The following is a 21670-nucleotide window of genomic DNA, read 5'->3' as shown; positions in this document are numbered from 1 at the left end:
TCTTATAGCCATGAAAATCAATCTGCAATTCACCCTGACAATTTTTTTGTCGTTGTCATTACTCACAGCCAGGGCCAGGGATAGATATCCCAAAACCGACAAGGATTCCATTATCGTTACTTTCGGGGATAAAACCCGGCTGATCATTTACGGTGAGAATAAAAAGGAGCTGGATAAAATACTCAAGTATGATCTGAATGCATTGCTCAGAGATCTGAAGATGAAATTGGATAGCACTAAGACGGATACCACCATTTTGAGAGAGGAAGTGAACGGTAAGGATTATCTCAGGGACAGGGAAGGTACCGATAAGGAATATGTCCGCATTGGTTTGAAAGGAATCCATGTAAAAGATGGTGAAACGGAGGTAAGAGTGGATGCCCATGGCGTGGAAGTGAAAGAGGACGGAGCAGAGGTCACAACCAACTCAAATTATAAGAGAATAGGGAAACATATCGGCAGGGGTTCATGGGGATCGAGCCCGAGGAAAGGTTTTAATATGGCCCTGGGGCTCAATACCTATGGAAGCAACAAGGCAACAGCAGGTTTTAATAAAGCGGATTATGATCTGAAGCCCTTTGGGTCACGTTTTGTGAGCCTCGGTTACGTTGCCACTACTCCAATAGCGCGGGGCAAAACAACAAGGCTGCATCTTGATTTCGGGGGAGATTTCTCCTGGTATAACCTGATGTATGAAGGGAATAATACGGTGGTGAAAAATGCGTCCGCCGTCACATTCCAGACCGTGAAGGATAGTGATGGAAATGAATTGAACCTCAAGAAAACGAAATTGGTGGCTCCTTATTTAAATCTCTCGCTGATGCCGACCCTTAGCTTTTCCCGTTCCTTTATATCCTATCTCAGTGCGGGAGTGTATGGAGGCTACAGACTCGGAGGATACACTAAAGTTAAACAGGAAGGAAGCAAAGACGTGGAGAAGGACCATAAGGATTTTTACATGAACGATTTCAGATATGGATTAGCAGCGGAAATCGGGATTCGTCACTTCCCCGATCTGTTTATTAATTACGATTCCAACGAATTATTCCGGGATAACAAGGGTCCGTCGGTAAGAATGCTCAGTTTTGGAATAAGATTATTTTAAACAAAAACCGCCTTAATTGACCGGAAAGCCACATTTGGACGCCGGTCAAAATTTTTTAAAGATATTTTTTTCAAAAGTGTTTGAGAATATCAAAAATGCACATAATTTTGCAGCTCCAAAAGTGAAACAAGCGGTTTTCATGGTGGTGTTGAAATGATGAAAGGGGGGTGTACCAGAGTGGCCAAATGGGGCAGACTGTAAATCTGCTGGTGTACGCCTACGGTGGTTCGAATCCATCCGCCCCCACAGTTTGTGCCAATTTTGTTTCCTTTATTACCAGACAGGAAACGGCTCATACAATTGCGGAAGTAGCTCAGCTGGTAGAGCGATAGCCTTCCAAGCTATAGGTCGCGAGTTCGAACCTCGTCTTCCGCTCAATTAAAACACCGTAAGCGATCAGCGAGAACATTCATTTTGAAGCCCTTTCGCTGGTCGCTTTTGGCTGTTTACCAAAATATTGCCGTTGTAGCTCAGGGGTAGAGCACTTCCTTGGTAAGGAAGAGGTCAGGGGTTCAAATCCCCTCAATGGCTCAGAGAATGTTGTAAAACGTTTTTTTGCTTTTTAATTGTTGGTATATGATCGGCAGTTAACAGGTAAAGATTTTTGATTCTTGTATTTAGTTAATTGATTTTGAAGTGCTTGGCTTGTGTAAGCTAATACAGAATCAATCCTGAGTGTTTAATAAATTCGTAATAACTTTTTAATTTTAAGCGTACTTAAGTCATGGCAAAAGAGACGTTTGACCGCTCGAAACCCCACGTAAATATTGGTACTATCGGGCACGTTGACCACGGTAAAACTACCCTTACTGCCGCTATCACAACTGTGTTGGCGAAAAAGGGTCTGGCACAACTTCGTGATTTCTCATCAATTGATAATGCTCCTGAAGAGAAAGAGCGTGGTATTACAATTAACACATCTCACGTAGAATACGCAACAGCAAACCGTCACTATGCACACGTTGACTGTCCAGGTCACGCGGATTACGTGAAGAACATGGTTACTGGTGCTGCTCAGATGGACGGTGCGATCATCGTAGTTGCTGCTACTGACGGACCTATGCCACAAACTCGTGAGCACATCCTTCTTGCTCGTCAGGTAGGTGTTCCTCAGCTTGTTGTATTCATGAACAAAGTGGATATGGTTGATGATCCTGAACTTCTTGAGCTTGTTGAGATGGAAATTCGTGAGCTTTTGAGCTTCTACGAATATGATGGAGACAACATTCCAGTAATCCAGGGTTCTGCTTTGGGTGGTCTTAATGGCGACGAGAAATGGGTTAAAACGATCGAGGATCTGATGGATGCTGTTGATAGCTACATTCCAATTCCTCCACGTATGACTGATCTTCCATTCCTTATGCCTGTTGAAGACGTATTCTCGATCACTGGTCGTGGTACTGTTGCAACTGGTCGTATCGAGCGTGGTGTGATCAACTCTGGTGAGCCTGTAGATATCTTGGGTATGGGTGCAGAAGGTCTTAAATCAACCGTAACTGGTGTTGAGATGTTCCGTAAAATCCTTGACCGCGGAGAAGCTGGTGATAACGTTGGTTTGTTGCTACGTGGTATTAACAAAGAAGACATCCGTCGTGGAATGGTAATCTGTAAGCCAGGTTCTGTGAAGCCACACGCTGCTTTCAAAGGCGAGGTTTACGTCCTTTCGAAAGAAGAAGGTGGTCGTCACACACCATTCTTTAACAAATACCGTCCTCAGTTCTACTTCCGTACCACGGACGTAACTGGCGAGATCTCACTTCCAGCTGGTGTTGAAATGGTTATGCCAGGTGATAACATCACAATCGAAGTGAAGCTGATCAACAAAATCGCTATGGAAAAGGGTCTTCGTTTCGCGATTCGTGAAGGTGGACGTACCGTAGGTGCTGGTCAGGTTACTGAAATTCTTGACTAATTCAAGATAAACAATATGAAACAAGTGCATTTCTTTCGGAATGCACTTGTTTTTTGTAAATAAATTGTATCTTTGCAGCCCGAAAGATTGGGTCGCGGGAAATACGGGTGTAGTTCAAGGGTAGAATAGCGGTCTCCAAAACCGTTGATGGGAGTTCGAATCTCTCCACCCGTGCATAAGTTAAAAGGAAAAATGGAAAAATTTACTTCTTTTCTGAAAGCGTCTTGGGAAGAAATTACCCAGCATGTCACATGGCCGCCGTTCAATGAACTTCAGGCCAATACAACACTGGTGCTTGTTGGCTCTCTCATTTTTGCCTTAGTGGTAGGAGTGATGGATCTTGTTTTTGAGAACGCGCTCAAAGTGTTTTACGAGTCTTTCTAAGGCTATTTTTAGTAGCAATCCCCGAATGGTATGAGTGGTCTAAATTGGTTTGTATTAAGAGCGGTGTCTGGACAAGAGAAGAAAATCAAGTCTTACATTGAAAATGAAATAACCCGGCAAAAGCTCAATGAATTCGTTCCGCAGATTCTGATCCCCTCGGAGAAGATTTATGAAATGCGCAACGGAAAGAAGAGAGTGAGGGAAAAAAATTTCTTCCCAGGGTATATCATTATCTCGGCTGATTTGTCCAAAGGAGAGGTGCTGCATATTATTACAAGTATTCCGGGTGTAATTGGCTTTTTGGGCAATGCGGAAGGAAATTCCAAAGTTCCGGTGCCGCTCCGTCAATCGGAGATTAACAGGATACTGGGTAAGTTCGACGAGGCTGACCAGCAGGAAGAAGCGCCAAGCCTGTCATTCATCAAGGGAGAGACCGTGAAGGTGGTAGATGGTCCGTTCAGCGGATTTATCGGCTTGGTGGAAGAGGTATTTGATGAGAAGAAAAAACTCAATGTAGTTGTAAAAATATTCGGGCGTAATACACCCGTGGAACTCAGTTACGCACAAGTAGAAAAAGATAGTTGAACGAATTAACGGGCAGGGTAAGCTTCCACTTGCATGTGAGCCGTTAAATCATTCGATGATTCGACAAATTCCAAAACAATGGCAAAAGAAATAGGCGGATACGTCAAGCTTCAGGTGAAAGGGGGCCAAGCCAATCCTTCACCTCCAATTGGACCTGCATTGGGTTCCAAGGGTTTGAATATCATGGAGTTTTGCAAGCAATTCAATGGCCGTACCCAGGATAAAATGGGTGTGGTGTTGCCGGTAGTTATTACATATTACAAGGATAAGTCTTTTGACTTCGTCATCAAGACCCCCCCGGCCGCAATTTTGCTTCTAGAGGCATCAAAAGTAAAAACAGGTTCTGCTCAGCCTAACCGTATCAAAGTTGGTTCCGTATCATGGGATCAGGTTCGTACGATCGCTGAAACAAAAATGCCGGATCTGAACTGCTTTACAATTGATTCAGCTATGAAAATGATAGCGGGAACGGCTCGTAGTATGGGTATTACTGTAGCAGGCAAAGCCCCGTGGGAAGAAAACAACTGAGCGTAGTTTAAATACGCCAAAGAAAAAAAGAACATGGGAAAACTGACCAAAAAGCAAAAAGAAGCTCTTTCGAAATTCGATGCAGAACAAGCTTATTCTCTGGAACAGGCAGCGGACGTCCTAAAGACAATTTCCTATACTAAGTTTGATTCTTCCGTGGATATTGATGTCCGTTTGGGCGTTGATCCTCGTAAAGCAGATCAGATGGTACGTGGCGTGGTAACATTGCCTCATGGTACAGGAAAGGAAGTACGTGTATTGGTTCTGTGTACTCCTGACAAGGAAGCAGAAGCGAAAGCAGCAGGAGCAGATTATGTTGGTCTTGATGAGTATATCCAAAAGATAGAACAAGGCTGGACAGATATTGACGTGATCATCACTATGCCATCGGTAATGGCAAAAGTGGGTAAGTTAGGTAAGGTACTGGGTCCTCGCGGATTGATGCCAAACCCTAAATCAGGTACGGTAACACCAGATGTTGCTAAGGCTGTGAAAGAAGTGAAAGCGGGTAAAATCGACTTCAAAGTTGACAAAACCGGTATCATTCATACGAGTGTAGGAAAAGTTTCCTTCGGAAGCGAACAACTTGCACAGAACGCAACAGAGGTTATCAATACCTTGGTTCGCCTGAAGCCATCATCGGCCAAGGGTACCTACGTAAAGAGCATTCACTTGTCAAGCACGATGAGCCCGGGTGTTACAATTGACAAAAACACGATTCCAGGATTATAATATGACACGGGAAGAGAAAGCAGTAATTATAGACGAACTGAGTCAGAAATTCTCCAGCACACCATACTTTTACATCACCAGTGCAAATGGCATGTCCGTTGGCGAGGTGAATACCCTGAGAGGCCTTTGCTTTGAACGCGGTATTGAGTATCGGGTTGTTAAGAATACACTGATTAAGAAAGCACTTGAAACATTAGATACGGATTATTCAGCTTTTGATGAAATACTCAAAGGATTTTCCGGAGTAATGTTCCACCCGGAGTCAGGTAAAGTTCCTGCACAGCTGATCAAGGAGTTCAAGAAAAAAGGAGGTAGCGACAAGCTGAAATTTAAAGCGGCTTCGGTTGACTCTTCTGTTTTTGTAGGCGAAAGCCAGCTTGACGTTCTGATTTCTCTGAAATCCAAACAAGAAATGGTTGGAGAAATCATCGGACTGTTGCAATCACCTGCCAAAAATGTTATCGGCGCGCTTTCAAGCGGCGGTCACAAGTTGGCTGGTATTCTCAAAACTTTATCTGAGAAAGAAGACTAAGTATTTTTATAACCAGGTTGAGCTCCCGGGTAAAATAGTAAGAGCTCTTAAATCATTCTTATTGTATAATCACAAAATCAAAAAAATAAAATGGCAGATTTGAAAGCATTCGCGGAACAACTTGTTAACCTGACGGTTAAAGAAGTTAACGAATTGGCTACAATTCTTAAAGACGAATATGGCATCGAGCCTGCAGCTGCTGGTGCAGTTGTTGTAGCTGGTCCTGCTGGTGGTGCTGGTGCTGATGCTCCGGTAGTAGAGGAAAAAACGTCTTTTGATGTAATTTTGAAATCAGCAGGTGCTAGCAAGCTGGCTGTTGTGAAATTGGTTAAAGACCTTACAGGTCTTGGACTGAAAGAAGCGAAAGAACTAGTTGACGGCGCTCCAAAACCAGTTAAAGAAGGTGTTGCAAAAGACGAAGCAGAAGCTTTGAAAAAACAACTTGAAGAAGCTGGTGCTGAGGTTGAGGTAAAATAATTTCCTCACGGTAGCGTCAAACCTACATATTACAACGGGAACAGGCCTGACGGACAGTCAGGTCTTTCCTATTTTTGTGTATAATCCAAACAAATTCCGCTTCTTAACGTTAGGATTAACACAGGTAACCAGATCCACACCGTAGTCTGGCAATGCCTTTATCTTCACAGATAGTATGCCCGAAACACTTCTTTACTCGTAGAAAGGAAGAAAAGGGGCAGCTAACTTCATCGTTCTACGAGGCAATACGATTGCGGTTTTAAACTAATTAGTACGATTGCGCGTTGTTATAAGTTACTCCGTCGCTTTGTTTTTCGTTCTGTTAACCCAAATCAGACATAGCCTTGGCTACTCAAAAAAAAACCAGAAAAAATTTCTCCAGGATCAATCCCGTTATTGATTATCCTGACTTGCTGGGAATCCAGGTACAATCATTCCGGGATTTCTTTAGTCTTGATACATCAGTAGAAGACCGTTCAGGTGAAGGATTGTACAAAGTTTTCGCTGAAAACTTTCCAATTGCTGACTCACGCGACAATTTCGTGCTTGAGTTTATCGATTATTTACTTGAACCACCAAAGTATTCCGTCGATGAATCCATCGACCGGGGACTGACTTATGCGGTTCCTTTAAAGGCGAAGTTGCGGTTAATCTGTAACGATGCCGATCACGAAGAATTTGAAACCATTGAGCAGGAGGTATTCCTGGGGAATATTCCTTATATGACCGAGCGTGGGTCATTTGTGATCAATGGTGCCGAGCGTGTAATTGTTTCTCAGCTGCACCGCTCACCAGGCGTATTCTTCTCAATGAGCAAGCACACCAACGGGTCGAAACTATATTCGGCGCGTATTATTCCGTTTAAGGGTTCATGGATTGAATTCTCAACCGACGTGAATAATGTGATGTATGCTTACATTGACCGTAAAAAGAAATTCCCTGTTACTACCCTTTTGAGAGCCATCGGTTTTGGTTCAGACAAAGATATACTCGATCTTTTCGGTCTGTCCGAAGAAATCGCTGCAACTCCGTCCAACCTGAAAAAGGCAGTGGGCCGTCGTCTGGCTGCCAGGGTGCTACGTACCTGGACGGAGGATTTCGTGGATGAAGATACCGGTGAGGTCGTTTCCATCCAGCGTAATGAGGTATTACTCGAGCGTGATTCGACTATTTCACCGGATGATATCGAGGTGATTGTGGAATCGGGTCAGAAATCGGTGATCCTGCACAAAGAAGACATGAACGTTGCGGATTATAACATCATTTATAATACGCTCCAAAAAGATAGTTCAAACTCTGATAAAGAGGCAGTTGAGCAAATTTACCGCCAGCTGCGTAACGCAGAGGCACCGGATGAACAAACTGCACGGGATGTGATCCAGAGCTTGTTCTTCAGTGACAAACGTTATGACCTGGGTGATGTGGGCCGTTACCGTATCAACAAAAAGCTGGGATCGGATACCAGCCTTGACGTGCGCGTACTGACAACCGGTGATATTGTTTCCATCGTGAAATACCTCATTGGTCTGATCAATGCGAAGGCGGTTGTCGATGATATCGATCACTTGTCAAACCGTCGTGTCCGCACGGTGGGTGAGCAGCTTTATGCACAGTTCGGTGTGGGTCTTGCACGTATGGCGCGTACGATCAAAGAACGTATGAATGTTCGTGACAACGAAGATTTCAAACCGGTCGATCTGATCAATGCACGTACGCTTTCTTCTGTTATCAACTCTTTCTTTGGTACCAACCAGCTGTCGCAGTTCATGGATCAAACCAATCCATTGGCTGAGATAACGCACAAGAGACGTATGTCGGCACTTGGACCTGGCGGTCTTTCCCGTGAAAGAGCAGGTTTTGAGGTTCGTGACGTTCACTACACGCACTACGGGCGTCTGTGTACGATTGAAACGCCTGAAGGACCAAACATCGGTCTGATTTCGTCACTTTGCGTATTTGCAAAAGTAAACGGTATGGGCTTTATCGAAACACCTTACCGTGTGATTGATGGAGCCGGAAAACTTACCGAGGATATCATTTATATGACTGCCGAAGAAGAAGATTCCAAATACATCGCCCAGGCCAACGCCTCGGTAGATGAAAGCGGAAACTTCACGGTGGAAAAAATCAAGACGCGTTTTGAAGGAGATTTCCCGATGGTGGATCCTTCACAGGCTTCCTATATGGACGTTGCCGCCAACCAGATTGTATCTGTTGCGGCATCGCTGATTCCGTTCCTTGAGCATGATGATGCCAACAGGGCTTTGATGGGCTCTAACATGCAGCGCCAGGGTGTTCCTTTGTTACGGCCCCAGGCTCCTATTGTTGGAACTGGTCTTGAAAAACGTGTAGCAATGGATTCCCGTGCATTGATCGTTGCAGAGGGAGATGGAGAGATTGAATACGTGGATGCAACAAAGATTGTTGTTAAATATTACAGAACGGACGAGGAACGTCTGGTTTCTTTCATAGAGGACAGCGTTTCTTATGATCTGGTAAAATTCCGCCGTACCAACCAGGATACTTGTCTGAACCTTCAGCCTATGGTGCTGAAAGGCCAGAAAGTTTCTAAAGGTGAGGCACTCTGCCAGGGATATGGTACCGAAGGTGGTGAACTGGCCCTGGGCCGTAACCTGATGGTTGCTTTCATGCCATGGCAGGGTTACAACTTCGAGGATGCGATTGTAATTTCGGAGAAAGTTGTACGGGACGATATCTTTACATCTATCCACATCGAAGAATTCGAACTGGAGGTACGGGATACAAAACGTGGCGAGGAAGAACTGACTGCTGAAATTCCAAACGTAAGCGAGGAAACGGTTAAGAACCTTGATGAGAATGGTATCGTACAAGTTGGTACAGAAGTAAAAGAAGGAGATATCCTGATCGGTAAGATCACGCCAAAAGGAGAGTCGGATCCGACACCGGAAGAAAAACTGCTTCGTGCAATCTTCGGTGATAAAGCAGGTGATGTGAAGGATGCATCTAAAAAGGCACCGCCATCCATGAAAGGAGTGGTAATTGATACCAAACTTTTCTCACGCCCAACAAAAGAGGAACGTGCAAAACACAAAGACGAACTGCGTCTGCTGATGAAGAAGTACAGCCGTGACCTGACCGCACTTCGCGGCCGGGTGATCGACAAACTTGTTCAGCTTGTTGATGGTAAAACAAGCCAGGGTGTTAAGCACAAGTTCGGTGATGAGCTGATCAGCAAAGGAATGAAGTTTGGTATCCGTAATATTTCGGAAAACCTGTTCCCGGCTAACAACCCTTACCGTGATGAGAGCCAGTATGCAGTAGCTGAAGAAGTAAACCTGATCGGTGATGTACTTACAGATAACTGGACTGAGGATGCTGATACCAATGTACAGGTTTCACTGGTACTGAAAAACTACCTCAATGCACGTAGTGAGTTAATGGGCCGTTTCAAACGCGATCGTTTCGCACTTGAAGTGGGCGATGAACTTCCTGCGGGTATCGTGAAACTTGCCAAAGTATATATTGCCAAGAAACGTAAATTGAAAGTAGGGGATAAAATGGCCGGTCGTCACGGTAACAAAGGGGTTGTGGCCCGTATTGTTCGTGATGAAGATATGCCATTCTTGGAAGATGGAACACCGGTGGATATCGTGTTGAACCCACTTGGGGTACCTTCGCGTATGAACATCGGTCAGATCTACGAAACCATTCTTGCATGGGCTGGTCTTAAACTGGGCCGTCGGTATGCAACACCGATTTTTGACGGAGCGACCGAAGCAGAAGTGGCGGCTGAGCTGAAAGAGGCCGGATTACCAGCATGGGGCCGTACGTACCTTTACAACGGATTGAGCGGTGAACAATTTGATCAGCCCGTAACGGTTGGTCTGATGTACATGATGAAGCTGGGCCACCTTGTGGACGACAAGATGCACGCCCGTTCAATCGGACCCTACTCGCTCATTACCCAGCAGCCATTGGGTGGTAAAGCGCAGTTCGGTGGTCAGCGTTTTGGAGAAATGGAAGTGTGGGCACTTGAAGCATTCGGTGCATCTCACATTCTTCAGGAAATCCTTACCGTTAAGTCGGATGACGTCGTTGGCCGTGCCAAAGCATACGAAGCAATCGTGAAAGGTGAAAACCTTCCGAAACCAAATATTCCGGAGTCATTCAACGTACTTGTTCACGAGCTTCGTGGATTAGCATTGGAGATTACGCTGGACTAATTTTTAGTCGTAAGGAGCGCTTTGAAATATAAGCGCTCCTTAGAAATGCAATACAAATTGAGTTTCGACTAACAGACAAACGACTTTTTAATTATGTCTTTCAAAAAGAACAAAAAACTTAATAGTGATTTTTCCAGAATGACAATCAGTCTGGCATCACCTGAGTCTATCCTTGAGAGCTCATTCGGTGAAGTAACCCAGCCTGAAACCATCAACTACCGGACCTACAAACCGGAAATGGGTGGGTTGTTCTGCGAGCGCATTTTCGGACCTGTAAAGGACTGGGAATGTCATTGTGGAAAATACAAACGTATCCGTTACAAAGGTATCATCTGCGACCGTTGTGGTGTGGAGGTTACCGAGAAAAAGGTACGTCGTGAGCGTATGGGCCACATTGAGCTCGTTGTTCCCGTTGCACACATCTGGTATTTCCGCAGCTTGCCGAACAAGATCGGGTACCTGCTCGGATTGTCTACCAAAAAGCTGGATCAGATTATATACTACGAGCGATATGCAGTAGTTCAGGCTGGTATCAAAGAAGAAGATGGCGTAGGCTATCTGGACTTCCTGACTGAGGATGAATACCTGGATATCATCGATAAACTGCCGCGTGAAAACCAGTTACTTCCTGACACGGATCCCAATAAGTTTATCGCTAAAATGGGAGCTGATGCGCTGGAAATGCTTTTGAACCGCATCAATCTTGACGAGCTTTCTTACGAGCTTCGCCACCAGGCAGCAACAGATACTTCTCAGCAACGTAAGGCGGAAGCTTTAAAACGTCTGAAAGTTGTGGAGGCTTTCCGTGATGCCAATACACGGATCGAAAACCGTCCTGAGTGGATGGTGATCCGTATGGTACCTGTTATCCCACCGGAACTTCGTCCGCTTGTGCCTCTGGACGGTGGTCGTTTTGCTACATCCGACTTGAACGACCTGTATCGTAGGGTCATCATCCGGAACAACCGTCTGAAACGTCTAATCGAAATCAAAGCACCTGAGGTGATTTTGCGTAACGAAAAACGGATGTTGCAGGAAGCGGTAGATTCGCTTTTCGACAACAGCCGTAAAGTAAACGCGGTACGTTCAGAAGGTAACCGTGCTTTGAAATCACTTTCAGATATGCTGAAAGGTAAGCAAGGACGTTTCCGTCAGAACCTGCTTGGTAAGCGTGTCGATTATTCCGGTCGTTCGGTAATCGTCGTTGGTCCTGAACTGAAGCTGCACGAGTGTGGTTTGCCAAAAGATATGGCGGCCGAGTTGTTCAAGCCGTTTATTATCCGCAAGTTGATCGAGCGCGGTATTGTTAAAACTGTAAAATCAGCTAAGAAAATCGTGGATCGTAAGGATCCGGTGATCTGGGATATCCTGGAAAACGTTTTGAAAGGACATCCTGTTCTGCTCAACCGTGCTCCAACGCTTCACCGTCTGGGTATCCAGGCGTTCCAGCCCAAGCTGATCGAAGGAAAAGCGATACAATTGCACCCATTGGTTTGTACTGCATTCAACGCTGACTTTGACGGTGACCAGATGGCTGTTCACGTGCCATTGGGTCAGGAAGCCGTTCTGGAAGCGTCTATGCTGATGCTTTCTTCACATAACATTCTTAACCCTGCCAACGGTGCGCCGATCACGGTACCATCACAGGACATGGTTTTGGGTCTTTATTATGTAACAAAAGGCCGTGTAAGTACGCCCGAATATCCGATCATCGGAGAAGGAATGGTTTTCTATGGTCCTGATGAGGTTATCATCGCGATCAACGAAGGGAAACTGTCCAAACACGCCAATATCAAATGCCGTCTGCGGGTACGGAACGACGACGGATCGTTTGAAACCAAACTGGTGGATACAGTTGCCGGCCGTATTCTTTTCAATCAGGCGGTACCCGCAGAAGTAGGATATATCAATGAATTGCTGACTAAGAAAAAATTGCAGCAGATCATTGGTCTTGTATTCAAAATGGCAGGTGTAGCCCGTACGGCTCAATTCCTTGACGAAATCAAAGAACTTGGTTTCCAGATGGCCTTTAAAGGTGGTTTGTCTATGGGATTGAATGACGTAATGGTTCCAGACGAAAAGGAGAAACTCATCGAGCAGGCTAAAGCAGATGTTGAAAACGTCTGGAGTAACTATCTGATGGGTCTGATCACAGAGAACGAACGTTATAACCAGGTGATCGATATCTGGACGCGTGTTAACTCACGTATCACAGAAACATTGATGAAGCAGCTGGAAACGGATCAGGGAGGATTTAACTCCATCTATATGATGATGCACTCAGGAGCCCGTGGTTCCCGTGAGCAGATTCGCCAGCTGGGTGGTATGAGAGGGCTTATGGCCAAGCCGCAGAAAAATATCGCGGGTGGTGCAGGAGAAATCATCGAGAACCCGATCCTTTCTAACTTTAAGGAAGGGCTTGACGTTCTTGAGTACTTTATCTCTACACACGGTGCGCGTAAAGGTCTTGCAGATACTGCCTTGAAAACAGCGGATGCCGGTTATCTGACCCGTCGTTTACATGATGTTGCGCAGGATGTTGTAGTGGTTGAAAACGACTGCGGTACGCTTCGGGGAATTCAGATATCGGCATTGAAAGACAATGAAGATATTGTAGAGCCGCTGTCGGAGCGTATCCTGGGCCGTGTAAGCGTTCATGATGTATTTGATCCTTTGTCAGGAGAAATCATCCTGACTTCCGGACAGGAAATCACGGAAGAGATCGCCTCTTATATAGATGAAACAAGTATTGAGAGCGTAGAAATACGATCGGTACTTACCTGCGAAACACGTAACGGCGTTTGTGCCAAATGTTACGGACGCAGCCTTGCATCTGCTCACATGGTTAACATCGGTGAAGCAGTAGGGGTAATCGCATCCCAGTCTATCGGGGAGCCGGGTACACAGCTTACCCTTCGTACGTTCCACGTCGGTGGTACAGCATCCAACATTTCTGTAGATGCAAATATCAAGGCGAAATTCGACGGTCTGATTCAGTTTGAAGATCTTCGTCTGGTTCAATCGGTTAATTCCGAAGGAGACGATGTAACGGTTGTGATGGGACGTTCTGGTGAGGTGAAAATCGTTCACCCTGAAACCAAACAACTGCTGATCAGCAATAACGTTCCTTATGGAGCACACCTTCTGGTGAAAGAAGGAGATACCGTTTTCAAAGGTCAGGAACTATGTACCTGGGATCCGTATCACGCTGTAATTCTTTCTGAGTTCACGGGAGCCGTTTCCTTTGATGCCATTGAGGAAGGTATTACCTACCGAGAAGAATTTGACGAACAAACCGGATTCCAGGAATCTGTTATCATTGAAACACGTGATAAAACCAAAAACCCGGCGATCGTGGTTAAGGGTAAAAGTACGCTGTTGAAAGATCAGACAGAGAAGGGCTATAACCTTCCGGTGGGAGCGCGTCTGGTTGTGAAAAACGGAGCTGCGGTAAAAGCCGGTCAGCCACTGGCGAAAATACCTCGTGTGGTTGGTAAGACCCGCGATATCACCGGAGGTCTTCCACGTGTAACTGAATTGTTTGAGGCACGTAACCCATCCAATCCGGCAACCGTTACGGAAATCGACGGGGTAGTAAGTTACGGTGGTGTGAAACGTGGTAACCGCGAAATTCATATTGAGTCGAAAGACGGAACTCAACGCCGTTACATGGTGGCGCTTTCGAAGCACATTCTGGTACAGGATGGGGACTTCGTAAGAGCGGGCGATCCACTGTCAGATGGCGCCATTACACCAGCGGATATCCTGTCGATCAAAGGACCAACAGCCGTTCAGGAGTATCTTGTAAATGAAATCCAGGAGGTATACCGTCTGCAGGGTGTGAAGATTAACGACAAGCACATCGAGTGTATCGTTCGTCAGATGATGCAGAAAGTGGAGATCCTGGATGCCGGAGATACCAACTTCCTCGAAATGCAGGCGGTTGACCGTGTTGTATTCCGCGAGGAAAATGATAAGATACTGGATATGAAAGTAGTGGAAGATCCCGGTAATTCGGACACACTGAAACCAGGTATGATCATTTCAGTACGTCGTTTACGTGATGAAAATTCAAGCCTTAAACGCCGTGACCTGAAGCTGGTTGTGGCACGTGATGCGCAGGCTGCTGTGGCTAAACCTACTCTGATGGGTATCACACAGGCTTCTCTGGGTACTGAAAGTTTTGTTTCTGCGGCATCGTTCCAGGAAACAACCAAGGTACTGAGCGAAGCTGCGGTTCGCGGAAAACGTGATGAACTGAAAGGTCTGAAGGAAAACGTGATCGTTGGTCACCTGATCCCGGCCGGTACAGGTATGCGTCAGTATGAAAACCTGATCGTGGGTTCAAAAGAAGAATACGATGCACTGAATGCATCCCGCGAAAAACAGGCTTCCAAGAAAAAAGAGCTTGCATAGCGCATAGGTAAGTTGTAAAAGAGCCGGTTCTGCTAGTGTGGAACCGGCTCTTTGTTTTGGATACTGTTTAATTTTAGTAAATTCAGGCCAATAATTAAATGCCGCAGGGCTGATAGCAGTGTGCTATTAAAAATCCAACCCATGGAAGACGACAACAAAGAAAACGAACAGCAGATCAACGTGGAGCTATCCGAGGAAATGGCTGAAGGAGTATACTCCAACCTCGCCATGATCGCTCACTCCAATAGCGAATTTATCCTGGATTTTATAAGGCTTATGCCCGGCGTGCCACGCGCTAAGGTGAAGGCCAGGATCATTATTACACCAGAACACGCCAAAAGATTAATAGCAGCCTTAAAAGATAATATCAATAAGTACGAAGACCAGTATGGGCCGATCCACAGTACGCAGGATAACGAGCCGACTTTCAATTTCCCGATCAGTTTTGGCGGGCCGGGAGGAGAAGCCTGAACGTACTATTTACTGAAATGATACAATTTCCTACTGCTTTGTGCCGTAGGATTTTTTGTTTACCAACAGTTATTCTGAAAAACAACAAGCTGGATTAGTAAAGCACCGACCCTGAAAGTATTACACACACCCCTTGGAATACAAATGCGCAAGGATACTGAATTTAAAGCAGTTTATGACGACTATAAGAATCTAGTCTATAACCTTGCTTTAAACTATGTTCAGAATATTTCTGATGCTCAGGACATTACGCAGGAAGTATTTGTTAAAGTTTATCAGAATATTCACAGGTATAACCCGGAAGCCTCGTCACTGAAAACCTGGATCTACCGGATCGCCATTAACCAAAGCCTAGATTTTCTTAAAATGAAGAAAGCCCGGAAACGGTTTGGGTTTATCACCAGTCTCTTTCGGACAGACAGCAACCAGCCTGTAGTTGAAGCAGAAAGTAGTGATCATCCGGGAATTGCGCTGGAAGATAAGGAGCAACTCCAGAACCTTTTCAGGTTGATCAACGCACTTCCTGCTAACCAGAAAACAGTGGTCATCCTGCTTAAAGCGGAAGACCGCTCCCAAAAGGAGGTGGCCGAAATCATGGGAGTAAGTGAAAAGGCGGTGGAATCATTGTTCCAGAGAGCCAAGCACGCCCTGAACAGAAAAATCAAAGGTGGAGAAGGAATTTGAAAATTAAATCGTAATAGTTTGAAAACAACGTTGTAAAATGGAACAGAACTTCGATCATTTGAAAAGAATTCGCCGAGTGAATGTCCCTCCGTTTCTTTTTACGAGGATAGAGAATAAAATAGCAGGTTTAAGTCAGGCACCGCTTCAGTGGAAATGGGCATTCGCTCTGTCAGCCATTTTTATAACGGGATTAAATATCGGGCTCGTCCTGAAAACCACCGGTTGGGTACCCGCAGGGCTGGGAGAACTTGTCACGACCATGCATTTATCAACTTCCAATACGCTTTACGATGAGTAAAATAAGGCTTTTGGGGATCGCAGTAGGATTTTTGCTGGTATTGAACCTGGTGATTTTGTTTTTGCTGGTTAATGAAAAAGGACGTGTGCCATTCCCCGGAATGCCAGAACACGACCGGGAACACCCCAAACGGATCATCATAGAGCAACTCGATTTTGATAAAGACCAGGTAATGCAATATGAAAAACTGATTCAGGAGCATCGGCGGGCCGTTACGGAGCTTGAAGGGCAGATCCGTGAGACAAAGAAGAATTTGTACCTGACACTCCGGGATCAAAAACAAACAGGCCGCGATTCGCTGGAAAATCGTTTGGGAGACTTGCAGAAGTTAATGGAAGCGGTACATTACAATCATTTTGCTGCCATCAGAAATCTTTGTAAGCCCGCTCAACTTCAGCATTTTGACGTACTGACCCGGGAACTAGCGTTTTTTTTTGTACCAGGGAAAAAATGATTTCTGTATCGAAGGAATATTTTGGTTTGGTCGTATAAGGGAAAAACGATCATATCATGAAAAAATCAACACAACTATTGTCTCTTCTTTTTGTACTGGGTTTTATGGCCTGTAAAAAGGATAGTACCAGTACTGTCGATCCGGGAACTGATATTCCAGCGGTGTATTCCAAGATCTACGGTGCTACCTCCATTACCTCAGACGGGACCTATCTCACCATTAAAACAACAGGTCTGCCGGATCATAAAAGTGTGTATTATGCATCGGGGAATGCATTGTACGAAAATTTCAGCGGTACTACTTTCGGAGGAAGCCAGTTCAAAAAGAATCCCAATTCCATATCCTCGCAAATGTATACCTTCAAGATTCCCCTGAACCCTAAAGTCGCAAGTACGCATGCTGCAACACCCTTAGGGCCCATAGGTGTTGCAGTGAATGGCGTCCCATTTTTTAATCAGTATGCGGGCCCCAGCCAGCCGCTTACCAGCGAAATAGTGAGTTTTGATCAGTACTGGGGGCACCCTCAGCAAAGCGGGCAGTATCATTACCATGTGGAACCACTTTATCTGACGATGGTCAAAGCTTCCAAATCGGCTTTGCTGGGATTTTTGCTGGACGGTTTTCCCGTATATGGTCCCCAGGAAAATGGGACAGACGTGGTTACTTCTTCCCTTGATGTCTATCACGGTCATTCACATGCCACGACTGAGTATCCCGCTGGTATTTATCACTATCATATTACAAGTACGGACCCTTATATCAATGGCAGTGGATTTTACGGTACATCTGGGACGGTTACTCAGTAAGGTGTTTTGCACGCTTTTATTGATTGTATCAGGATGTAGTTCTGCGGATCTGGTTTGGGTAGATGCTTCCGATAGAGGTTTGCAGATCCGTAACGGAATTTTATACCACAAGGATCAGCCTTTTACCGGAAAGGTTTTGCACTGGTATTCGGGCACGCATGATACTGCCGCGGTTTCGGGATATTTGAATGGCAGGGAACATGGAATCTGGAAAAAGTATTATGCTGACGGCACACCACAGGAAACAAGATATTTTGATCACGGAGATAAAACGGGTAATTACCTGGTCTGGTGGGAAAACGGACGCAAAAAACTAGAGTATCGGTTTGAGCATGACGAGTATGAAGGTACCTGCCGGGAATGGAGTTCAACTGGTGTACTGATTAAGGAAATGAATTACACCAGAGGATATGAGGAAGGGCCGCAGAGAATGTTTTACGATAATGGGAAAATCAGGTCAAACTATGTGATCCTGAACGGCAGAAGGTATGGACTGCTGGGTACTAAAAATTGTGTGAATGTTACGGACAGTGTTTTTAAGAAATAGCCTTTCCCTGTTCATTGTGGGAATATTGGGATGTTCGGACAACTCGGAAACGAACAGTTTGCCTTATTATAATACACCGGATTTCAGCCCCTTATTTTTTTCGGATTTCAGAGAGGCGCAGCAAAAAGTAAATCACCGGATCACCTCATTTTCGTTTACGGACCAGCAGGGCCGCCAGATCACGGATCGGGACGTAGAGGGTAAAATCCACGTGGCTAATTTTATTTTTACCAGCTGTATCAGTATCTGTCCCGTCATGACCAAGCATATGAAACTGGTTCAGCAGGCATTTAAAAACAACCATGAAGTGTCTATCCTTTCCTTTAGTGTCACCCCCTGGATAGATAATGTGGGGCGCCTGGGAGCTTTTGCCAGAGAAAATGGAATTGTATCTCCGAACTGGCACCTCCTGACGGGGAGTAAGGGAGAAATATATAACCTGGCGCGTCAATCCTATTTTGCAGAAGAAGACCTGGGCTTTACGAAGGACAGTACCGAATTTCTGCACACCGAGCATATCATTCTCGTCGATAGAAACAAACGGATCCGGGGAATTTACAACGGAACCCTTCAGCTGGAAATAGAACAGATGATCGGGGACATCAGGCGGCTCCTGGCAGAAGACAGGTAACTGATACGCCGTTGCTTCTGAGCTTTTTTGGCCGGCTACTACTGCGCAATGCCCGGTCTGCTGCGTTAATAGATCTTACAATCAAATGCTCATGCTATTGGTGAGATACTGAATGACAGGCAACCATCTGATTTTCAGTTTCGGTTGATTTGAAAAAGTTAATTATGTAAATTAGGGGGCTTTTCAGTTATTCTTTGTCTTTAAACTGAAATGGCTGCTCCTCTGTCGTTGAAATTGCTAATTAATTTCCTGAATCATTTTCAAGACTCAATTCATTCACCATGGCATTATTCAAACTTTCAATTAACAACCGCGCCTATCAGGCCGACATTGAGGGAGATACCCCCTTACTATGGGTACTTCGGGACAACCTGGGATTGGTAGGTACTAAATTCGGCTGTGGAATTGCACAGTGCGGAGCCTGCACGGTTCATTTGGACGGGAAGGCAGTTCGCTCCTGTGTGCTGCCAGTGTCAGCAGTGGGTAAATCAAAAGTGACGACCATCGAAGGGTTATCAGAAAAGGGAGATCATCCGGTGCAAAAGGCCTGGGATGAAGTGGATGTGGCACAATGCGGTTACTGCCAGGCGGGGCAGATCATGACAGCAGCAGCCTTACTGAAAGAGAAACCAAAACCTACGGACGAAGAAATTGTAGCTACCATGAGTGGGAATCTCTGCCGGTGCGGGACATATCATCGTATTCGTGAAGCGGTAAAAGTAGCAGCCTCCAAATCCAAATAACCATGCAGAACATAGAACAAACTTCAAGAAGAGATTTTATGAAGCTTGCCGCGGCCGCAGGCGGGGGCCTCTTTCTGGGATTTAACTGGTCCGCATCGGCCGCTGCGCCAGTTGTGGTGAACGGGCAGGCTATTGCAGCAGGGATGGTTAATTTTAACAGTTATCTCTCCATTGGTACTGACAACATCATCACGATCGTATCCCCGAATCCGGAAATAGGGCAGGGGATTAAAACTGCTTTTCCGATGGTTGTGGCCGAAGAGCTGGACGCAGACTGGAAAATGGTAAAAACGGTTCAGGGAAATCTGGATAATTCCAAATTTGAACGCCAGGTAACCGGCGGTAGTGGCGCTGTACCACATTCCTGGGAGCGGTTACGTAAGGCTGGGGCCATGGCCAGATTCCTTCTGGTCGAAGCGGCGGCTGCGCGCTGGAAAGTTCCGGTTTCTGAAATCACGACGGACAACGGTAAAGTACTTCACAAAACATCAGGGCGGTCATTTACCTATGGGCAACTGGCCGTGGATGCATCCGGGCTGACGGCCCCCAAAGAGATCACTCTCAAAAATGAAAAGGATTTTAGGCTTATCGGGCAGTCGGTTAAAAATGTGGATAACCAGAATATCTTTACAGGCAAACCCCTGTTCGGCTTGGATGTTTATAAAGAAGGTATGCTATTCGCTCAGATCCAGCGGCCAAAGGCTTTTGGTCTGAAGTTAAAATCGGTGGATGCCACTGCCGCGAAAGCAATGCCGGGTATTGTGGATGTGGTGACTTTCGAAAACAGCGTTGCTGTTGTGGGAAAATCTACCTGGCAGGTGAAAAAAGCGAGGGAGGCGGTAAAAATAGAATATGAAAAGGCCGCCGATCTGGAAAGCTCAGCGGATCATAACCGGATTTTTAAAGAATTACTTGATCATGGTGAGGCAACTGTCCGACGTAAGGATGGTGATGCCGATGCCGCATTTAAAAACGCCGCAAAGGTCATTAAGGCCGAGTATCAATGCCCGTTTTTGCCGCATAGCCCGCTTGAACCCATGAACTTCTTTGCGCATGTGAGAGAAGACGGAGTGGAACTGGTTGGCCCAACGCAAACTCCCGATCGGGCACGAGACGAGGTGTCGAAAATAACAGGATTTCCCAAAGAAAAAATCACTGTGGAAATAACCCGGCAGGGAGGAGGCTTCGGAAGGAGGCTTGCTGCGGATTTTGTAACAGAAGCTGCGCATGTATCCAAGCTGGTGAAGGCACCTGTAAAAGTAATGTGGACCCGTGAAGATGATATGACAGGCGGTACTTACCGGCCTGCGGTCAGGTATCGGTTTGAGGCAGCGCTTGATGCGTCGGGTCAGCTGATAGGCTACAAGCTGAGGGGCGTGGGTATGAATTCAGGTAATTCAACACGCGAGGATAATTTCCCTTCAGGTGCAGTGGATAACCTCCTGATTGATTCGGTAGAACATAAATCACCCATTACCACCGGTCCATGGCGTGCACCGATCACCAATTTTCTGGCGTATGCCGAGCAGGCATTTCTGGACGAGATAGCAGAAGCGGCTGGAAAGGATCCGGTACAATTCCGTCTGGAATTACTGGAAAAGGCTAAGAAATTGCCCGCCGGTGCGATCAAATATGATATTGACCGCATGATAGCCATTATAAAAATGGCAGCTGAAAAAAGTAACTGGGGCAAGAAAAAGGGAGTTTACCAGGGATTTAGCGTTTACTTTTCACACAGGTCTTATGTGGCACAGGTGGGCGAGGTGATAATGGAAAAGGGGAAACCGGTACTGAAAAACATAGTAGCTGCTGTAGACTGCGGAATTGTTATCAATAAAAGCGGTTCGTTACAGCAGGTAAGAGGAGGCGTGGTGGATGGTATGGGGCATGCCATGTACGGGAACCTTACGTTTAAAGATGGTGCACCCGACCAGAGCAATTTTAATGGTTTCCGTCTGATCAGGATGAATGAAATTCCGGAAGTGGAGGTGCATTTTGTGGATAATGGGATATCTCCTACCGGGCTTGGCGAACCAGCCCTGCCGCCTACGGGGGCTGCCATAGCGAATGCTTTTTATAAGGCCACTAAGCAGCGATTAAGAAATCAGCCATTTACACAGGAAGACTCGTTCAAGGGCCTTTCCTAAGAATTGATATTCG

At 45.7% G+C, this 21670-nt stretch carries 19 protein-coding genes and 4 tRNA genes; all 23 read left to right on the top strand.

Translation table 11 applies throughout. The annotated features are described in order from the left end of the window. The first annotated feature begins 10 nt into the window (after positions 1 to 10). The 23 genes from KOE27_RS20710 (at position 11) to KOE27_RS20600 (ending at position 21657) form a co-directional block, all read left to right on the top strand. Entirely contained in the window at positions 11 to 1105 is a 1095-nt protein-coding gene (locus KOE27_RS20710) for an outer membrane beta-barrel protein (RefSeq protein ID WP_215240700.1), read from the top strand. A 163-nt stretch (positions 1106 to 1268) separates the two neighbouring features. Beyond that, positions 1269 to 1351, top strand: a tRNA-Tyr gene (locus KOE27_RS20705). A 56-nt stretch (positions 1352 to 1407) separates the two neighbouring features. Next, a tRNA-Gly gene (locus KOE27_RS20700) sits at positions 1408 to 1480 on the top strand. A gap of 84 nt (positions 1481 to 1564) precedes the next feature. Then, positions 1565 to 1636: transfer RNA gene (locus KOE27_RS20695), tRNA-Thr, on the top strand. Between the two features lie 193 nt (positions 1637 to 1829). Further along, positions 1830 to 3017 carry an elongation factor Tu gene (gene tuf, locus KOE27_RS20690; protein ID WP_215240699.1) on the top strand — a complete coding sequence of 396 codons (1188 nt, stop codon included), beginning with the start codon at positions 1830 to 1832 and terminating at the stop codon, positions 3015 to 3017. Positions 3018 to 3120: 103 nt separating this feature from the next. After that, positions 3121 to 3191: transfer RNA gene (locus tag KOE27_RS20685), tRNA-Trp, on the top strand. Between the two features lie 18 nt (positions 3192 to 3209). Beyond that, positions 3210 to 3401, top strand: a complete 192-nt coding sequence (secE, locus tag KOE27_RS20680) for a preprotein translocase subunit SecE (RefSeq protein ID WP_215240698.1) — start codon at positions 3210 to 3212, stop codon at positions 3399 to 3401. A 30-nt stretch (positions 3402 to 3431) separates the two neighbouring features. Then, on the top strand, positions 3432 to 3986 hold the full coding sequence (nusG, locus tag KOE27_RS20675) for a transcription termination/antitermination protein NusG (protein ID WP_215240697.1): 555 nt from the start codon (positions 3432 to 3434) through the stop codon (positions 3984 to 3986). Positions 3987 to 4064: 78 nt separating this feature from the next. Beyond that, on the top strand, positions 4065 to 4514 hold the full coding sequence (rplK, locus tag KOE27_RS20670) for a 50S ribosomal protein L11 (protein WP_215240696.1): 450 nt from the start codon (positions 4065 to 4067) through the stop codon (positions 4512 to 4514). Between the two features lie 33 nt (positions 4515 to 4547). After that, entirely contained in the window at positions 4548 to 5246 is a 699-nt protein-coding gene (gene rplA / locus KOE27_RS20665; protein WP_215240695.1) for a 50S ribosomal protein L1, read from the top strand. Between the two features lies 1 nt (position 5247). After that, a complete protein-coding gene (rplJ, locus tag KOE27_RS20660) occupies positions 5248 to 5778 on the top strand; it encodes a 50S ribosomal protein L10 (RefSeq protein ID WP_215240694.1) in 531 nt (176 codons plus the stop codon). Between the two features lie 90 nt (positions 5779 to 5868). Further along, positions 5869 to 6255, top strand: a complete 387-nt coding sequence (rplL, locus tag KOE27_RS20655; protein WP_215240693.1) for a 50S ribosomal protein L7/L12 — start codon at positions 5869 to 5871, stop codon at positions 6253 to 6255. Between the two features lie 344 nt (positions 6256 to 6599). Further along, the gene (gene rpoB / locus KOE27_RS20650) at positions 6600 to 10460 is read left to right on the top strand and encodes a DNA-directed RNA polymerase subunit beta (protein ID WP_215240692.1); all 3861 of its coding nucleotides are present in this window, start codon (positions 6600 to 6602) and stop codon (positions 10458 to 10460) included. Between the two features lie 93 nt (positions 10461 to 10553). Next, on the top strand, positions 10554 to 14876 hold the full coding sequence (gene rpoC / locus KOE27_RS20645; protein ID WP_215240691.1) for a DNA-directed RNA polymerase subunit beta': 4323 nt from the start codon (positions 10554 to 10556) through the stop codon (positions 14874 to 14876). A 141-nt stretch (positions 14877 to 15017) separates the two neighbouring features. After that, entirely contained in the window at positions 15018 to 15347 is a 330-nt protein-coding gene (locus KOE27_RS20640; protein WP_215240690.1) for a DUF3467 domain-containing protein, read from the top strand. A 144-nt stretch (positions 15348 to 15491) separates the two neighbouring features. Then, positions 15492 to 16031, top strand: coding sequence for an RNA polymerase sigma factor (locus KOE27_RS20635; RefSeq protein WP_215240689.1), 540 nt, complete (start codon positions 15492 to 15494; stop codon positions 16029 to 16031). Between the two features lie 37 nt (positions 16032 to 16068). After that, positions 16069 to 16329 carry a hypothetical protein gene (locus KOE27_RS20630; RefSeq protein ID WP_215240688.1) on the top strand — a complete coding sequence of 87 codons (261 nt, stop codon included), beginning with the start codon at positions 16069 to 16071 and terminating at the stop codon, positions 16327 to 16329. Further along, positions 16322 to 16783: a hypothetical protein gene (locus tag KOE27_RS20625; RefSeq protein WP_215240687.1), complete on the top strand. Its 462-nt coding sequence runs from the start codon at positions 16322 to 16324 to the stop codon at positions 16781 to 16783. Before KOE27_RS20630 ends, KOE27_RS20625 begins: the two co-directional genes overlap by 8 nt. A gap of 56 nt (positions 16784 to 16839) precedes the next feature. After that, positions 16840 to 17589: a YHYH protein gene (locus tag KOE27_RS20620; protein ID WP_215240686.1), complete on the top strand. Its 750-nt coding sequence runs from the start codon at positions 16840 to 16842 to the stop codon at positions 17587 to 17589. Beyond that, positions 17546 to 18136: a toxin-antitoxin system YwqK family antitoxin gene (locus KOE27_RS20615; protein WP_215240685.1), complete on the top strand. Its 591-nt coding sequence runs from the start codon at positions 17546 to 17548 to the stop codon at positions 18134 to 18136. The genes KOE27_RS20620 and KOE27_RS20615 overlap by 44 nt, the downstream gene beginning before the upstream one ends. Next, positions 18108 to 18767, top strand: coding sequence for an SCO family protein (locus tag KOE27_RS20610; RefSeq protein WP_215240684.1), 660 nt, complete (start codon positions 18108 to 18110; stop codon positions 18765 to 18767). Before KOE27_RS20615 ends, KOE27_RS20610 begins: the two co-directional genes overlap by 29 nt. Positions 18768 to 19048: 281 nt before the next feature. Beyond that, positions 19049 to 19510, top strand: coding sequence for a (2Fe-2S)-binding protein (locus tag KOE27_RS20605; RefSeq protein WP_215240683.1), 462 nt, complete (start codon positions 19049 to 19051; stop codon positions 19508 to 19510). 2 nt (positions 19511 to 19512) lie between these two features. Next, a complete protein-coding gene (locus tag KOE27_RS20600) occupies positions 19513 to 21657 on the top strand; it encodes a xanthine dehydrogenase family protein molybdopterin-binding subunit (protein ID WP_215240682.1) in 2145 nt (714 codons plus the stop codon). The last annotated feature ends 13 nt before the right edge of the window (positions 21658 to 21670 follow it).

Origin of the sequence: Dyadobacter sp. CECT 9275 (genome assembly GCF_907164905.1) — a bacterium.
GTDB lineage: Bacteria > Bacteroidota > Bacteroidia > Cytophagales > Spirosomataceae > Dyadobacter > Dyadobacter helix.
Note: the sequence above shows the minus strand (reverse complement) of the source record. Positions and strands in the feature narration are given on the sequence as shown.

What these genes read in the sequence shown, in the direction of transcription:
- KOE27_RS20625 (WP_215240687.1), top strand. Translation starts at nt 16,322, where the DNA reads ATGAGTAAAATAAGGCTTTTGGGGATCGCAGTAGGATTTTTGCTGGTA.
- nusG (WP_215240697.1), top strand. Translation starts at nt 3,432, where the DNA reads ATGAGTGGTCTAAATTGGTTTGTATTAAGAGCGGTGTCTGGACAAGAG.
- KOE27_RS20635 (WP_215240689.1), top strand. Translation starts at nt 15,492, where the DNA reads ATGCGCAAGGATACTGAATTTAAAGCAGTTTATGACGACTATAAGAAT.
- rplA (WP_215240695.1), top strand. Translation starts at nt 4,548, where the DNA reads ATGGGAAAACTGACCAAAAAGCAAAAAGAAGCTCTTTCGAAATTCGAT.
- KOE27_RS20610 (WP_215240684.1), top strand. Translation starts at nt 18,108, where the DNA reads ATGTTACGGACAGTGTTTTTAAGAAATAGCCTTTCCCTGTTCATTGTG.
- rplK (WP_215240696.1), top strand. Translation starts at nt 4,065, where the DNA reads ATGGCAAAAGAAATAGGCGGATACGTCAAGCTTCAGGTGAAAGGGGGC.
- KOE27_RS20615 (WP_215240685.1), top strand. Translation starts at nt 17,546, where the DNA reads ATGGCAGTGGATTTTACGGTACATCTGGGACGGTTACTCAGTAAGGTG.
- tuf (WP_215240699.1), top strand. Translation starts at nt 1,830, where the DNA reads ATGGCAAAAGAGACGTTTGACCGCTCGAAACCCCACGTAAATATTGGT.
- KOE27_RS20600 (WP_215240682.1), top strand. Translation starts at nt 19,513, where the DNA reads ATGCAGAACATAGAACAAACTTCAAGAAGAGATTTTATGAAGCTTGCC.
- secE (WP_215240698.1), top strand. Translation starts at nt 3,210, where the DNA reads ATGGAAAAATTTACTTCTTTTCTGAAAGCGTCTTGGGAAGAAATTACC.
- KOE27_RS20640 (WP_215240690.1), top strand. Translation starts at nt 15,018, where the DNA reads ATGGAAGACGACAACAAAGAAAACGAACAGCAGATCAACGTGGAGCTA.
- KOE27_RS20620 (WP_215240686.1), top strand. Translation starts at nt 16,840, where the DNA reads ATGAAAAAATCAACACAACTATTGTCTCTTCTTTTTGTACTGGGTTTT.
- KOE27_RS20605 (WP_215240683.1), top strand. Translation starts at nt 19,049, where the DNA reads ATGGCATTATTCAAACTTTCAATTAACAACCGCGCCTATCAGGCCGAC.
- rplL (WP_215240693.1), top strand. Translation starts at nt 5,869, where the DNA reads ATGGCAGATTTGAAAGCATTCGCGGAACAACTTGTTAACCTGACGGTT.
- rplJ (WP_215240694.1), top strand. Translation starts at nt 5,248, where the DNA reads ATGACACGGGAAGAGAAAGCAGTAATTATAGACGAACTGAGTCAGAAA.
- rpoC (WP_215240691.1), top strand. Translation starts at nt 10,554, where the DNA reads ATGTCTTTCAAAAAGAACAAAAAACTTAATAGTGATTTTTCCAGAATG.
- KOE27_RS20710 (WP_215240700.1), top strand. Translation starts at nt 11, where the DNA reads ATGAAAATCAATCTGCAATTCACCCTGACAATTTTTTTGTCGTTGTCA.
- KOE27_RS20630 (WP_215240688.1), top strand. Translation starts at nt 16,069, where the DNA reads ATGGAACAGAACTTCGATCATTTGAAAAGAATTCGCCGAGTGAATGTC.